This window comes from Microbacterium allomyrinae, from assembly GCF_020682705.1.
Taxonomy (GTDB): Bacteria; Actinomycetota; Actinomycetes; order Actinomycetales; family Microbacteriaceae; genus Microbacterium; species Microbacterium allomyrinae.
Window position 1 is genome coordinate 61,424 of the sequence record NZ_JAGTTN010000007.1, and the last position, 15,145, is coordinate 76,568.

General features: G+C 70.1%; 13 protein-coding genes. 9 read left to right on the forward strand and 4 right to left on the reverse strand.

Annotation, left to right across the window (positions count from 1 at the left end; all coding sequences use genetic code 11):
• Positions 1-84: 84 nt before the first annotated feature.
• Positions 85-1,167, reverse strand: a complete 1,083-nt coding sequence (locus KEC57_RS16600) for an isopenicillin N synthase family dioxygenase (protein WP_229385807.1) — start codon at positions 1,165-1,167, stop codon at positions 85-87.
• Positions 1,168-1,267: 100 nt separating this feature from the next.
• On the reverse strand, positions 1,268-2,407 hold the full coding sequence (locus KEC57_RS16605; protein WP_229385808.1) for an epoxide hydrolase family protein: 1,140 nt from the start codon (positions 2,405-2,407) through the stop codon (positions 1,268-1,270).
• A 68-nt stretch (positions 2,408-2,475) separates the two neighbouring features.
• Between KEC57_RS16605 and KEC57_RS16610 the strand changes: the two genes are divergently transcribed.
• From KEC57_RS16610 to efeB, 4 genes are all read left to right on the forward strand, one after another.
• Positions 2,476-3,459, forward strand: coding sequence for a helix-turn-helix transcriptional regulator (locus KEC57_RS16610; RefSeq protein WP_229385809.1), 984 nt, complete (start codon positions 2,476-2,478; stop codon positions 3,457-3,459).
• An 83-nt stretch (positions 3,460-3,542) separates the two neighbouring features.
• The gene (efeU, locus tag KEC57_RS16615) at positions 3,543-4,544 is read left to right on the forward strand and encodes an iron uptake transporter permease EfeU (protein ID WP_229385810.1); all 1,002 of its coding nucleotides are present in this window, start codon (positions 3,543-3,545) and stop codon (positions 4,542-4,544) included.
• Entirely contained in the window at positions 4,541-5,770 is a 1,230-nt protein-coding gene (efeO, locus tag KEC57_RS16620; protein ID WP_229385811.1) for an iron uptake system protein EfeO, read from the forward strand. The genes efeU and efeO overlap by 4 nt, the downstream gene beginning before the upstream one ends.
• A gap of 19 nt (positions 5,771-5,789) precedes the next feature.
• Entirely contained in the window at positions 5,790-7,100 is a 1,311-nt protein-coding gene (gene efeB / locus KEC57_RS16625; RefSeq protein ID WP_229385891.1) for an iron uptake transporter deferrochelatase/peroxidase subunit, read from the forward strand.
• 91 nt (positions 7,101-7,191) lie between these two features.
• Here efeB and KEC57_RS16630 read toward each other — a convergent pair whose 3' ends face one another.
• A complete protein-coding gene (locus KEC57_RS16630; RefSeq protein WP_229385812.1) occupies positions 7,192-8,367 on the reverse strand; it encodes an acyltransferase family protein in 1,176 nt (391 codons plus the stop codon).
• Between the two features lie 124 nt (positions 8,368-8,491).
• On the opposite strand from KEC57_RS16630, the gene KEC57_RS16635 reads away from it, so the two are divergent.
• From KEC57_RS16635 to KEC57_RS16655, 5 genes are all read left to right on the forward strand, one after another.
• Positions 8,492-10,051, forward strand: coding sequence for a carboxylesterase/lipase family protein (locus KEC57_RS16635; protein WP_229385813.1), 1,560 nt, complete (start codon positions 8,492-8,494; stop codon positions 10,049-10,051).
• Positions 10,052-10,064: 13 nt separating this feature from the next.
• Positions 10,065-10,946 carry an alpha/beta fold hydrolase gene (locus KEC57_RS16640; RefSeq protein WP_229385814.1) on the forward strand — a complete coding sequence of 294 codons (882 nt, stop codon included), beginning with the start codon at positions 10,065-10,067 and terminating at the stop codon, positions 10,944-10,946.
• Between the two features lie 59 nt (positions 10,947-11,005).
• Entirely contained in the window at positions 11,006-12,157 is a 1,152-nt protein-coding gene (locus KEC57_RS16645; RefSeq protein ID WP_229385815.1) for a N(5)-(carboxyethyl)ornithine synthase, read from the forward strand.
• 218 nt (positions 12,158-12,375) lie between these two features.
• On the forward strand, positions 12,376-13,575 hold the full coding sequence (locus tag KEC57_RS16650; RefSeq protein WP_229385892.1) for an LLM class flavin-dependent oxidoreductase: 1,200 nt from the start codon (positions 12,376-12,378) through the stop codon (positions 13,573-13,575).
• A gap of 1 nt (position 13,576) precedes the next feature.
• Positions 13,577-14,230, forward strand: a complete 654-nt coding sequence (locus KEC57_RS16655; RefSeq protein ID WP_229385816.1) for an FMN reductase — start codon at positions 13,577-13,579, stop codon at positions 14,228-14,230.
• Positions 14,231-14,275: 45 nt separating this feature from the next.
• On the opposite strand, the gene KEC57_RS16660 is transcribed toward KEC57_RS16655, so the two are convergent.
• Entirely contained in the window at positions 14,276-15,145 is an 870-nt protein-coding gene (locus KEC57_RS16660; protein WP_229385817.1) for a DNA/RNA non-specific endonuclease, read from the reverse strand.

The following is a 15,145-nucleotide window of genomic DNA, read 5'->3' on the forward strand; positions in this document are numbered from 1 at the left end:
CCCCCTTGCGTCGGCGACGGATGCCGTGCAAAGCGCTCGGCGCAGCCCGCCCCGCCGCACGGCGGCGGAGAACGCGCGGAGGTGTCAGCCGACGGCGCCGGCGCGGGCCGCGACCAGGTCGGGGTGGTGGATGCCGGCGACATCGGGGTGCGCGCGCAGGCGCGACTTGAGCGCGTTCTCACCGTAGAGCGCGTGGATGGGGTTGGCAGGGTCCCGCGTGACCCCGCGGGCCTGCGCGGCGAGCTCGACCGGCAGCTCGATGAGCGGAAGCCGCTTGTCGAGCGCGGGGTTGAAGAAGAAGGGCACCGAGATGCGGTCGTCGGGGTACCGAGGCGAGATCACGCGGTGCTTCGTCGCGATGAGGTAGCCCTGGGTGGCGTATTCGAGAAGCTCGCCGATGTTGACGACGAACGCGCCCGGCACCGGGGGAGCGTCGACCCACTCGCCGTCGCGCTCGACCTGCAGACCGCCCTTGCCTGGCTCCACCCACAGCAGTGTCAGCACACCCGAGTCCTTGTGCGCACCGACTCCCTGCTGGGGAGTCGGGTCCTCCTTGCCGGGATACCGCACGATCTTGATGAGGGTCGAGGGTTCGCCGAAATGCTCGTCGAAGTAGTTCTCCGGGGCGCCGAGCGACAGCGCCCAGGCGCGCAGCAGCCTGCGCGCGACGCCCGAGAGGTGGTCGTGCCACTCCGAGACGACCTCCCGCAGTTCGGGCTGGGCGTCCGGCCACAGGTTGGGGCCGATCAGCCGCGAGAAGTCCGGTGCCGCCGCGTCGTCCCCGCGTCCACTCCCCACGTCGCTGGCGCGCCGCGCGGAGCCTCCGGATGCGGGGGCCCAGATCGCATCGCGCTCCGGCCCGATGTCGATCTGCTCGCGCCAGTCGACCTGACCCTGCGTGCGCTCGCCTCCGACCCGCGTATACCCGCGGAAGTGAGGGCTCTTGAGATTCTCGATGGCGAGCTTGTCGGCCTCGGGCAGCGCGAAGAAGTCGCGTGCGGCCTGGTGCAGACGTGCCTCGAGCTCGGGCGAGACGCCGGTGCCGGTCAGATAGAAGAAGCCGACATCGTGCGTCGCCGCGCGCAACTCGTCGCGGAACCGGGCCGCGGCTGCGGGGCTTTCATCGAGCTGGGACAGATCGAGGATCGGCAGGTTCAGATCGGTCATGGAGCGAGAGTAGGTGGCTGCCGCGGCATCCGCTCGTTTGTTGCATCGGGTTAAGCGGGCGGGAGCTTGCGGACGAACCGCGAGCCCCCGCCGGCAGACGTCATTTCGTGGCGAAGAACGTGCGAATGTCGCCCGCCACCACGTCGGGCACCTCGAGAGCGGCGTAGTGCCCGCCGCGCTCGAAGCGGCTCCAATGGACGATGTTCGCGTTGTCGCGCTCGGCGAAGACCCGGATCGTCTGGAAGTCGTCGGCGAACACCGCCACTCCGGTGCGGGCCTCGCTCACGCACGGCTCGGCATCGGTGAGTGCGTTCTCGCGATAGGCGCGACTCATGCCCGCCGACGCGTTCGCGAACCACGCGACGCTGACCTCGGTGAGGATCGCGTCGAGAGGCACGAGGCTGGTGCCGTTGCCGAACGAGTTGAAGAGCTCGGAATACGCCAGCTGGGCCACCGGCGAGTCCGAGAGACCTGCCGCGATGGTCTGCGGGCGCGAGGCGTTCATCGTGTTGTAGCCGCCGACGGACTGGAACCACTGCATGTGCTCGAGGCCCGCATAGTCCTGCGGCTCGAGCTTCTCGAACTCGGCCGGGTCGCCCGATGGGAACGAGAACAGCTGCAGCACGTGGAGCCCGAGGAAGCCCTCCGGGTCGAGGAGGCCGAGTTCGCGGGCGACCATCGCGCCGTTGTCGCTGCCGTGGATGCCGTACGAGTCGTAGCCGAGGCGGCGCATGAGGGCGTCGTAGGCGGCGGCCACCCGGGTCAGCGTCCAGCCGGTCTCGACGACGGGCTGACTGAAGCCGAAACCGGGGGCATCGGGGATGACGACGTCGAACGCGTCCTCGGCGCGGCCGCCGTGGGCCACGGGGTCGACGAGCGGGCCGATCATGTCGAGGTAGTCCACGAACGAGCCCGGGTAGGTGTGGGCGAGCAGCAGCGCGGTCGCGCCCTCGTGGGGCGACTTCACGTGTACGAAGTGGATCGTCTGGCCGTCGATCTGCGTGGTGAACTGCGGATGCTCGTTCATGCGCGCCTCGGCGGCGCGCCAGTCGAACCCGTCTCGCCAGCGCGCGACGGCTTCGGCCAGGTACGAGTTCGGCGTGCCCGACTCCCAGTCGTCGGCGGGCGCGGGCTGGGGGAGCCGCGTGCGGGCGAGGCGCGCGAGGAGGTCGTCGACATCGGTCTGCGCGACCTCGACACGGAACGGACGGATCTCGGTGGAGGCGGTTGCGGTGTTCATGTCTTCGACATTACGGTCGATATAGGTACGTTTACTTCCTGTTAAATCGATCGATTTCGGACTTTCCTGTGGCCGGCACCTCCGCTCGAATGCTCGCTCTCCTGGCGCTCTTCCAGACCCGCCGTGACTGGAGCGGACCGGAGCTCGCCGGACGTCTCGATGTCTCGCCGCGGACGATCCGCAACGACATCGAGCGGCTGCGCTCGCTCGGGTACCCGGTCGATGCGACGCGCGGCCGCGCCGGGTCCTACCGGCTCGGTGCCGGCGGAAAGCTCCCCCCGCTCCTCCTCGACGACGACGAGGCGGTCGCGGTCGCGATCGGGCTTCGCGTGGCGACCGGCGTCACAGGGATCGAAGATGCCGGTTCCCGTGCGCTCGCCAAGCTCCTCCAGGTTCTCCCTCCGCACCTGCGGCCGACGGTCGATGCCGTCGCTGCCACTGTCGACCGCGGTCCCGAGAACATCGGCACCGACGCCCCCGATCCCGAGGTCGATCCGCGCACCCTGGGGGTCGTGGCGCAGGCGATCCGCGATGTCGAGTGGCTGCGGTTCGACTACCGCGGCCGGCAGCGGCGGGTGGAGCCGTACCGGGTGCTGAACTGGCAGCGACGCTGGTACCTCGTGGCGCGCGACCCGGATACCGGGGAGTGGGAGACGTTCCGCCTCGACTGGGTCGAGCCGCGGATGCCCACGCGACGGCCGTTCGAGCCGGTTCCGCTCCCCGGCGGCGACTACACGGCGTTCGCGCTGCGCTCGATCGCCGCCAGCGGATGGAAGGTGCACGCGCGACTGCGCATCGCCGCTCCCGCCGAACACGTCATCGCGAGGATCAACCCGACGGTCGGCGTCGTGGAAGCGGTCGACACCGAGACCTCGGTGCTCGTCACCGGCGCCGACAGCCTCGAGACGATCGCCGCGTACATCGGCATGCTCGGGATGGAGTTCACCGTCGATTCGCCCGACGAACTGGTCCCTCATCTGCTCCATCTCGCGAGGGTCTACCAGCGGGCGAGCGGCGTGACGGACTGGACAGGGGCCGGCGAGGTCGAGTAGTTTGCAAGGCAAGGCTTACCTGAATCGTGGTGGCCGGTGACGCGACGGCGCGCCGCACTTCCTGCACGATCTGGATACCCCCGTTGCTCGCTACATTCCTCTCTACATTCCTCATCGGCCTGCGCGAAGGCCTCGAAGCCGCGCTCGTCGTCGGCATCCTCGTCGCCTACCTGACGAAGCTCGGCCGCCGCGATGTGCTGCCACGGCTCTGGGTGGGCGTCGGCCTCGCGGTGGGCCTGGCGCTCGTCGTCGGTGCGATCCTCACATTCGGCGCGTACGCCCTCACGTTCGAGGCGCAGGAGATCCTCGGCGGAACGCTTTCGCTGCTCACCGTCGCGATGGTCACGTGGATGATCTTCTGGATGCAGCGCACCGCGCGCACCCTCAAGCGCGCCCTCGAGGGCGACATCGATCGAGTGCTCGCGACCGGTGGTCTCTGGGGGATCGTGGTCATCGGGTTCGTCTCGGTCGCGCGCGAGGGGGTCGAGACGACGCTTCTGCTGTGGTCGATGGTGCAGTCCTTCGGCGACGCCCCGAGCGCCCTCCTCGGCGCGCTGCTGGGGCTGGTGGCCGCCGTCGTCCTCGGCTGGCTGCTCGCCCGCGGGATGGTGCGGCTCGATCTTCGCCGCTTCTTCACCTGGACCGGGGCCTTCCTGATCATCGTCGCCGCGGGCGTCCTGGCCTACGGCATCCGCGATCTGCAGGAGGCCGGCGCGCTTCCGGGGCCTTTCACGTCGGCCGCGCCGATCGATCCGGTCACGGGCGCCGTCGCCGTGGGGTGGGCGGCGTTCCCGTTCGGGTGGGCGTTCGACGTCAGCACCGCCATCCCGCCGGGCAGCCCCCTCGCCGCCGTGCTGCAGGCCACGATCGGCTTCATGCCCCGCATGTCGTGGCTGCAGGTGGTCGCCTGGATCCTCTACGTCGCCATCGTCGGCGGTGTGTGGGCCCGACGTCAATTCCGTCGCACCCCCGCCGCTCCCGCCCCGGCGCCGAGCATCTCGGCGCCTGAGACCGTCCGGTCCGACGCCGCCGCCGCCGCACCGCCTCACGCCGTCCCCGTCACTCCACAGCAAGGAGCATCATGACCCCGCATCGACTTCCCGCCGCGCTCGCCGCGCTCACGGTCGGCGCGCTCGCCCTCGCGGGCTGCGTCGCCAAGGCCGACACCGCTGCGTCCGACGCGCTCACCGTCACCTCGACCGCCGACGGGTGCGAGGTCTCGGCCGCGGATGCGCAGAGCGGCACGCTCGCGTTCGACGTCGCGAACACGGGTGACGAGGTCACCGAGTTCTACCTGGTCGCCGACGACGGGCTGCGGATCGTCGGAGAGGTCGAGAACATCGCGCCCGGAGCATCCCGCACGCTGACGGTCGTCGCCCAGCCCGGCGACTACTACACGCTGTGCAAGCCGGGCATGATCGGCGACGGCGTCGGCAAGGCCGCGTTCTCGGTCACCGGCGATGCGGTGGCGATCGACGGCCCCGATGCCGAGCAGAAGCAGCAGGCCGTCGACCTGTACGCCGCATTCGTGAAGGACCAGGTCGGGCAGCTGCTGCCGGCCGTCGAGGAGTTCGCGGCGGCGTACGAGTCGGGTGACGATGACACGGCGCGTACGCAGTTCCCGCTGGTGCGCGCGTACTACGAGCGGATCGAGCCGGTCGCCGAGGCGCTGGGCGACCTCGATCCGCGCATCGACTACCGCGAGGTCGACGCCGTGGCCGAGCGCCTGGACTGGACCGGCTTCCACCGTATCGAGAAGGACCTGTGGGTGCCCGCCGAGGACGCGCTGAACGCCGACGGCGAGACACCGGCGTGGCAGGACTGGGCGCCGTCCACCGAGGATGAGCGGGCAGCGTTCGGCGACCAGCTCATCGCCGATGTGCAGGAGCTGTACGACTACGTCCACTCCGCCGACTTCCAGACCGCGCTGGACGAGCAGGGCGTCGCCGGCATCTCCAACGGCGCGATCGCGCTGCTCGACGAAGTGGCAATGGGCAAGATCACGGGGGAGGAGGACTGGTGGTCGGGCACGGATCTCTGGGACTTCGCCGCCAACGTCGAAGGCTCGAAGATGGCGTTCTCACTCGCCCGTGACTTCGCCGCATCGAAGGACGACGAGGGTGAGGCGCTCGTGGCCGACATCGACGCCGGCTACGCAGCGCTGGAGGCGGCGCTCGCAGTGCACGGTTCGCTCGTGGACGGCTTCGTGTTCTACGACGAGCTCACCGACGCGGACAAGCGCGAGTTCACCGATCTGATCAACGCGCTCGCCGAGCCGCTCTCGCAGCTCACCGTGACCGTCCTGGAGTGATGTGAGCAGTCCTGACGACATCGTCCCGACGAGTCCGGCAGCCGATGCCGGGCTCGTCGAGACGGAGCGCACCGGTCTCTCGCGGCGCGGGCTTCTCGGCCTCGCGATCGGAGCGGGAGCAGCGGGCCTCGCTGTGGGCGCCGGCGCGGGCGCGGCGGCAGGCGTCGCCGTCGGGCGGGTGCGGGAACAGGATGCCGCGGCATCCGTCTACGACTTCTTCGGTGCCCACCAGGCCGGAATCACGACGCCGGTGCAGGATCACCTGCACTTCGCGTCGTTCGACATGATGGCGCGCACGGACCGGGACGATCTGATCACTCTCCTGCAGGACTGGTCGTATGCCGCGGCCCGCATGAGTCAGGGCCTCGACGTCAGCGCGACAGGCGCCGTCGGCGGATCGCCCGAGGCACCGCCCGACGACACGGGCGAGGCGCTGGGGCTCGCGGCCAGCGGACTGAGCATCACGTTCGGCTTCGGCCCGACGCTCTTCGAGAACGACGGGGGCGACCGCTACGGAATCGCCGCGCGGCGTCCGCCCGGGCTCGAGGATCTCCCGGCCTTCCTCGGCGATGACCTCGACCCGGCGGCATCCGGGGGCGACCTGTGCATCCAGGCATGTGCCGACGACCCCCAGGTCGCCGTCCACGCCATCCGCAATCTCAGCCGCATCGCCTTCGGCCGCGCGCGTTTGCGCTGGTCGCAGCTGGGATTCGGGCGCACCTCGCGCACCACGACCGCCCAGTCCACCCCTCGCAACCTCTTCGGATTCAAGGACGGCACCGCGAACATCCTCGCCACGGATGACGCGGCGCTGGCCGATCACGTGTGGGTCGCGGCATCCGACGAACCGGCGTGGATGGCCGGAGGCTCGTACCTGGTCGCGCGCAAGATCGCGATGCTCATCGAGACGTGGGATCGCGTGCGACTCTCGGAGCAGCAGTCGATCATCGGCCGTGACAAGGCGCAGGGAGCCCCGCTCTCCGGCGGCGACGAGTTCACCGAGCCCGACTTCGAAGCGACGGATGCTGCGGGTGCCGCCGCGATCTCGGAGGTGAGCCACGTGCGCCTCGCGCACCCCGAGTTCAACGACGGCACGCGCATCCTCCGGCGCGGCTACAACTTCGTCGACGGCAACAACGACCTCGGGCGGCTGGACGCGGGCCTCTTCTTCCTCTCGTATCAGCGCTCGCCCGAGCAGTTCGTGCAACTGCAGCGGGCGTTGTCGACCGACGTCATGAACGAGTACATCCGCCACGTCGGCTCGGGACTCTGGGCCGTACCGCCCGGGGCGGAGCCCGGCTCGTACGTCGGCGCAGGACTGCTCGCCTGATCCGGGGCTCACCGTTCGCACCACGGGCGCGGTGCGCGTCCCGGGTTCAGCGGGTGCGGAGGTCGTCTCACCCGCAGTTCGCGTACGCGGCTCAGCCGTTCTGACGCGGGTCGGGACGCGGCATCCGGGGCTCCTCGCGCGGACGGCGCGATCCGGTGGGGTCGCTGCGGCGGCCCTCGCGTCGCGCGAGCGTGCGATCGGAGAAGAGCCATCCGGGCCGCGGCTCGACGAGGGGGCGGAACAGCCATCGCACCGGCCGTGTGGCGAGTCCGAGCGCGATCGCCACAGACAGGACGATGACCAGGGGAAGCCAGATCCAAGTGGGCTCGGCATTGCGCAGCAGCCCGTTCTCGCGGAACGGATACAGCACGAACGAGTGCAGCAGGTAGACGTACATCGTGTACTGGCCGAAATGCGTCCACCAATGGGTGCTGCGGGGGAGCAGCGCGAAGAACGCGGTCGCCAGCACAAGGGCGACGATCATGAGCGCGAGACGGACGCCGCCCGCCCACCACTGGGTGCCCCCGATCGACGCGTAGTTGTCGTCGTAGAACAGCCATTCGCGCAGGTTCATGTCGCGCCACACGTCGACGAACGCCCAGGCCGCGCCGCCGGCGACGGCGAATAGCCCGACTCCGCCGGCCAGCACCCACCACGGCCGACGATCCAGGAGCGAGAGGCGCTCGACGATGTCGTGTTTGCGCAGCCACCATCCCAGCGTGAAGAAGGGGAGGAGCCCCAGCGTCCGCGACAGCGAGAACGTCGAGTCGATGTTGGGCAGGTAGCCGGCGCCGATCGAGATGACGACGGTCCACAGCAGCGGCCAGCGCAGCAGCGAGAGATATGGCAGCACGAGGCGGAAGATCCCGAGGGCGAGCAGGAACCACAGCGTCCACGACGGCTCGGTGATGTTGGGGTTCGCCTGGCCTTCGACGACCCACTTCGTGAGGGTCCAGAGGCCCTCGAAGATCACGTACGGCACGACGATGTCGGTGATCACCCGCGCCATCTGAGTCGTCGTGGGCGCATCGGACTTCGAGAAGTACCCCGAGATGATCGCGAAGGCGGGCATGTGGAAGGCGTAGACGACGAGATAGAGCCCGAGGGCGATATCGGAGTCGTACGTGAGTCGCTGCACTGCGTGCCCGAGCACCACGAGCACGATGCACGCGAATCGTGCGTTGTCCCAGAAGGGCACGCGCCGTCGCGTGCGAGGGATCGGGCCGGTGAGGGCGGCACCCGTGGGCGGTGTCGTGCGTGCGGTCATGTCCCCCCTCGCTGGGCGCTGACCAGACTAGCCCGCGTTCGTGGATGTGACCGCAGCTTGACACCGAGTCCCACGTTGCCTGAGTCTGAGTGCGAGCGCCTGCGGGGTGCCACGAGGAGACGACATGACGGGCCCTACATCCCCTCCCCACAGCGCAGGCGCGGTGCGCGGCGCCTCGGGGCGCAGCCGCCCCGCCGGCACCGAGTCCGGGATCTCGCGTGATGCGGATGCGCCCCACGCGGCGGTGAGCTCCGGCGCCGTTCGCGGCGTCAGCGAAGACGGGATCGACCGCTTCCTCGCGATTCCGTACGCCGCGCCTCCTGTGGGCGAGCGCCGATTCCGTCCCCCGGCTCCGCCCGGAGCGTGGGACGGCGAACGGGATGCCTCGGCCTTCGGCGCGACGGCTCCCCAGGCGCCGTATCCGCCGGCGCTCGCCGGGTACCTGCCGACGGTCGAGGTCGCAGGAGACGACTTCCTGACCGTGAACGTGTGGACCCCCGCCGACCGCGGCGCAGAGCCCCTGGCCGTTCTCGTGTTCGTGCACGGCGGTGCGCTGACGCGTGGATCGGCGGCGCTGACCGCCTACGACGGCGCGTCGTTCGCACGCCACGGCATCGTGTTCGTCTCCGTGCAGTACCGGCTCGGCCAAGAGGGGTTCGCGGTGCTCGACGACGTGCCGCAGAATCTCGGTGTGCTCGACCAGGAGGCCGCGCTGCGCTGGGTGCGGCGCGAGGTCGCCGCGTTCGGCGGAGACCCCGCTCGCATCACGGTGATGGGGCACTCCGCGGGGGCCAACACCCTGACCGCGTTGCTCGCGCTCCCGCACGCGGCGGAACTGTTCGATCGGGCGATCCTGCAGAGCGGCCCGCTCGTCGCGCACAAGCGCGACAAGGCCGCCCGCATGACGCGCGAGATCGCGAAGCGACTCGGCGTCGAGCCGACGCGCGCCGGGTTCGACAGCGTCGCGCCCAGTGAGCTCGTCCAGGCTCACGCCCTGATCTCTGCAGGCGCCTCGCCGCTCGGCGGCGGACCGAGCGTCGCGCTGGCCGTCGGCGGCGATGCCGTGCCGCTGAACCCGCTGGACGCCCTGCTCGCGGGCGCAGGGCGCGGCATCCCCGTCCTCATCGGCTCGACGAGCGAGGAGTACCGCCTCTGGCTGGTGCCATCGGGTGCGGTGAATCGCGTGACTCGTCTCACGCTCGCCCTCGCGCGGCTCGCTGCGCGTGTTCCCGCACGGGTCGTCCGCGCGCACCGCAGGCGCCGCTCGGCGGCTTCGCCCGGCGAGATCCTGGGCCAGGTGGTCACCGACATGCTGCTGCGCGCGCCGATCACGCGCTTCGCGGACAGCAGGGCGGATGCCGCGGTCGCCGACGCGTCGCCGACCTGGGTGTACGAGTTCCGGTGGAGGAGTCCGGTCGGCGGACTCGGGGCCGCGCACGGCATGGAGCTCGGTTTCGTGTTCGACGGGCTCGGCACGGCCGATGCGATCGCCCTCGGCGGCCCCGACGGTCCGCAGGCGCTCGCCGACGCGATGCACCGCGCGTGGGTCGCGTTCGTGGTCGACGGGAATCCCGGATGGGAGGCGTGGTCGCGTCGTCGCCCCGTGCAGGCCTTCGACGCGGACGGCGGTCACATCGATTACGCGCCGCGACAGGATGAGCTCGACGGGCTCCCGACGCGGTAGTCTCGGCCGCGCGATGACGACGATCGATGACGCGCTCGAGCGCGACCTGGCCATTCCCGACCTGGACTGGCGGGTATTCGCCCCGGGCACCGTGCGCGACGCACTGCGGGCACCGAGCGGCAACCTCGCCCGCGTGCGGCTCGGCGCCCCGGGCGCCCCACGCGTGGTGCTGGTACCGGGCGTCGCCGGCTCGAAAGAGGACTTCGTCCTGCTCATGCCTCTCCTCGCAGACGCCGGCTACCTCGTCGAGTCGTACGATCTCGCCGGACACTGGGAGTCGGTCGATGCCGGGCCGGCGAGCCTCGATCCGCCGCGACAGGAGTACGACCGCCGGCTCTTCGTCGACGATCTCATCGCCCTCCTCGAAGACGGGGGAGAGCCTGCGCACGTACTCGGCTACAGCTTCGGCGGCCTCGTCACCGAGCTCGCCCTCATCCAGCGGCCGGAGCTGTTCCGCAGCCTCACGCTGATGTCGGCACCGCCCGCGACGGGCCAGGTGTTCCGCGGCCTCAAGCACATCGGGCCGATCTCCGACATGTCGCCCCACCGCGCGGCCGGGCTCATCCTGTGGGGGATCCGCTACAACCTCAACCGCACCCCGCCCGGCCGGATCGCGTTCGTGCGCGAACGGCTCGGGGTCACCGGCCGCCCCTGCATCGACGACGTCGTGGGGCTCATGATGACGATGCCCGACATCGCGGACGAGGTCGCGGCCATCGACATCCCGAAGCTCATCGCGGTGGGCGAGCAGGATCTGTGGCCCCAGGCCCAGCACGACGCGTACGCGGCCCGCATCGGTGCGCGCGTCGCGACGTATCCCACCGGGCATGCGCCGTGCGAGACCGCACCGCACCAGCTCGCGCGCGACATGCTCGCCCTGTTCGACAGCGAGTGACGCGGGTGTAGCGTCGGGACTCCGGGAGGCTCCTGCCCGGCCTACGGAACGAGGCCACCATGACCGCCGCCGGACTGACGCTCGGCGTGATCGGGTCATCGCGCAAGCCCGATGAACGCCGCGTCCCCATCCATCCCGGCCATTTCGAGCGGCTGCCGGACGACCTGCGGGATCGCGTCGTCCTCGAAACGGGATACGGCAGGCGCTTCGGCGTTTCCGACGACGAGCTTCGCCCGTTCGTCGGGCGTATCGCGACTCGCGAAGCCCTCATCGCGGCCTCCGACGTCGTGCTCCTGCCCAAGCCGCAGCTCGAGGATCTGCGAGACCTCCGTGACGGCCAGGTGCTCTGGGGCTGGCCGCACCTCGTGCAGGACGAGGCGGTGACGCAGCTCGCGATCGACAAACGGCTGACCGTGATCGCGTTCGAGGCGATGAACCACTGGGGCAGTGACGGCGCGTTCGGGCTGCACGTGTTCCACATCAACAACGAGCTCGCCGGGTATTGCTCGGTGCTCCACGCCCTTCAGCTGTGCGGTTCGACGGGAGACTACGGTCGGCGCCTCACGGCCGTGGTGATCGGGTTCGGAGCGACCGCTCGCGGAGCGGTGACGGCGTTGCGCGCCCACGGCGTGCATGAGGTCCGGGTGCTGACCAACCGGAGAACCGCTTCGGTGGCGGCACCGATCCACGCCGCGCACATCATCCAGTTCGATCACGACGACGAGCCGTACCTGAGCGAAGTGATCACGGACGAAGGCCGCGTGCCCCTCGCGCCGTTCCTCGCGGAGAGCGACATCGTCGTCAACTGCACGCTGCAGGATCCCAATCACCCGCTCCTGTACCTTCGCGAGAGCGATCTGGGAGCCTTCCGGCCGGGGAGCCTGATCGTCGACGTCTCGTGCGACGAGGGGATGGGCTTCGAATGGGCGCGACCGACGTCGTTCGCCGATCCCATGTTCACTGTCGGCGACTCCATCAACTACTACGGGGTCGATCACAGCCCGTCCTACCTGTGGAATTCGGCGAGCTGGGAGATCAGCGAGGCGCTGCTCGGATTCGTCCCGACGGTGATGGGCGGCCCCGGCGCGTGGGCGCAGGACGCGACGATCCGCCGGGCGACCGAGATCGCCGACGGCGTGATCCTCAACCCCGCGATCCTCGAGTTCCAGGGACGCGATCCGGCATTTCCGCACGCGCTGGGAGCGTCCTGACCCACGTACTCGCAGCGCACCGCCCTGTTCGAGGGGCGCGAAGGAGCGGATGCCCGGTGGCTGCGGCATCCACTCGGGAATAGTTTTGCGGGGGAGGCGTTGCACGAGATACATTCATTTGCATACATTCGCCGCAGCGGAGATCCCGAGCGACGAAGAGAGCCCTCAACGGGGGAACGGAGAGCGCGATCGTGAGCGAGAGCACCACAGGGTCGGCGATGCAGTTCGGAATCTTCACGGTGAGCGACATCACCCAGGACCCGACCGACGGCACCACCCCCAGCGAAGCCGAGCGCATCAAGGCGACGATCGCGATCGCCAAGCACGCCGAAGAGGTCGGTCTCGACGTCTTCGCGCTGGGCGAGCACCACAACCCGCCCTTCTGGTCGTCGTCGCCGACCACGACCCTCGCCTACATCGCCGCGCAGACCGAGCGCCTGCTGCTCTCGACGGCCACGACGCTCATCACCACGAACGACCCGGTGAAGATCGCCGAGGACTTCGCAATGCTGCAGCACGTGTCGGACGGCCGTGTCGACCTCATGATCGGCCGCGGCAACACCGGACCCGTCTACCCCTGGTTCGGCAAGGACATCCGTCAGGGACTGCCCCTCGCGATCGAGAACTACAACCTCCTGCACCGCCTCTGGCGTGAGGATGTCGTGGACTGGGAGGGCCAGTTCCGCACCCCGCTGCAGGGCTTCACCTCGACCCCACGCCCGCTCGACGGCGTCGCGCCGTTCGTGTGGCACGGCTCGATCCGCACGCCCGAGATCGCCGAGCAGGCGGCCTACTACGGAGACGGCTTCTTCGCGAACAACATCTTCTGGCCCAAGGAGCACTACCAGCGCCTGATCGCGCTCTACCGCCAGCGGTACGCACACTACGGCCACGGCACGCCCGAGCAGGCGATCGTCGGCCTCGGCGGCCAGGTGTTCATGGCGGCGAAGTCGCAGGACGCCGTGAAGGCGTTCCGTCCGTACTTCGACAACGCCCCGGTCTACGGCCACGGTCCTTCGCTCGAGGACTTCAGCGAGATGACCCCCCTCACCGTCGGCTCACCTCAGCAGGTCATCGACCGCTACGCCGCCATGCGCGAGTCGTACGGCGACTACCAGCGCCAGCTGTTCCTCATCGACCACGCGGGTCTCCCGCTGAAGACGGTGCTCGAGCAGCTCGACATCCTCGGCGGCGAGGTGGTGCCTGTGCTGCGCAAGGAGCTGGAGAAGAACCGCCCGGCGGATGTTCCGGATGCCCCGACCCACGCGAACCTGGTTGCGGCGAAGTACGGCGACCAGGCCCCGCGCCAGGCGGTGCCCGGTGCGAACCGCGGCGACAACCTGGTGGGCGAGAGCCCCTACCGCGACACGCCGGCCCCGGCCGGTGCGGCATTCGGGCTCGGCCGGAAGGAGGCGTGAGATGACCACGACGTCCGCGCGGCGCATCGCCGTCATCTCTGCGGGACTCTCCAACCCGTCCTCGACCCGCATGCTCGCCGACCGTCTCGCCGCCGCCACCTCGGCGCAGCTGTCGGAGCGCGGGATCGAGGTGGAGGTGGACGTGTTCGAACTGCGCGACTACGCGCACGACATCACGAACAACCTGCTCACCGGCTTCGCTCCGCCGTCGCTGGAATCGATGCTCAACGCGGTGGTCTCCGCCGACGCGGTGATCGCTGTCACGCCGATCTTCTCGACCAGCTACTCGGGACTGTTCAAGTCGTTCATCGACGTGCTCGACCCGGACGCCCTCACCGGCACGCCCGTGCTGATCGGCGCGAACGCCGGCACCGCGCGGCATTCGCTCGCGATCGACTACGCGATCCGTCCGCTGTTCGCCTACCTGCACGCCGAGCCCGTCTCGACCGGGGTGTTCGCGGCGTCGAGCGACTGGGGCGCCTCGGGCGACCAGGTCGCCCCTCTGGGCGCGCGCATCGAGCGCGGTGCGAAGGAGCTCGCCGAGGCCATCGCGCGCCGTGAGCCCGCGCGCAGCGCCGATCCCTTCGACCCGGCGAACTACCTGGGCGAGGGCCGCTCGTTCGGGCACCTGCTGGGCGGCCTCGCGGGGGAGTGATCCCCCGCAGGTGTCCGGTGGGCACGCCCGCGCCGAGGCGGCGGCTCACGCCAGCACGACATCGTCCGCAGCGCCGAGGGGGCGCCACGCGTCCCCGCCACGCACCGTCCCGTCTGCGAACCCGGCAGCGGGCGGCAGGACGTCGGCGGCGACGAGTGGGCCCAGATCCACGCCCGCGAGTGCCTCGATGTCGGCGATCGGCACCTGGAATGTGCGGTACGCGCTGAGCGGCGGTGTGGCGAGAACACCCTCGCGCACGTCGATCAGCTCTGACTGGTCGAGCACGAAGCCCGCGGCGAGCAGCCGTGGTCCTACGATTCCAGGATCGGTCGTGCGAAGCGGATCGTCGTCCGTCGACGACCACGCAGCGACTTTGAAGAAGCGCCGGGGAATCTGGACTCCCCGGTACTCGGGATCCGTGGCCGCGAGCACGGGCGCGGTGAAGACGCTCACCCGCTGGTCGGTGGTGTCGGCATACTCGAGCACATGGTCCTCGAGGCCGAGCCACAGCTCTTTCGACTGGTTGAAGACACTCGCCTGAGGCGCCGCGTTCGGGTACGCGAACGTCGCCTCGGTCGCGGCGCGCGCCTCGGCCGGCGCACCCCAACCGGGATCGCGGCGGCGCACGAGGTGCCCTCGGTCCACGTCGTTGCTCGCGTAGACCGCCGGCCCGGCCTGCTCGCCGACGGGGATCCGCTCGTCGAGAAACCACTCGCCGGTGCGGGCGATGTCGCGCAGCGCCCCGCCGTCGATGTTCACCGCGGTCATCGCGGCGAGCCGCCGCGAGGGGTCGAGGAGCACCGTGAAGCGCGGATAGGGGAGTTCCCGCACCGCGCGGTCGCCGACGGGACGGGGAAGGGGGAGCGGGATGACGAGGAAGGCCTCGTCATATCCGAGGGGGGTCGCTGCAGTCAC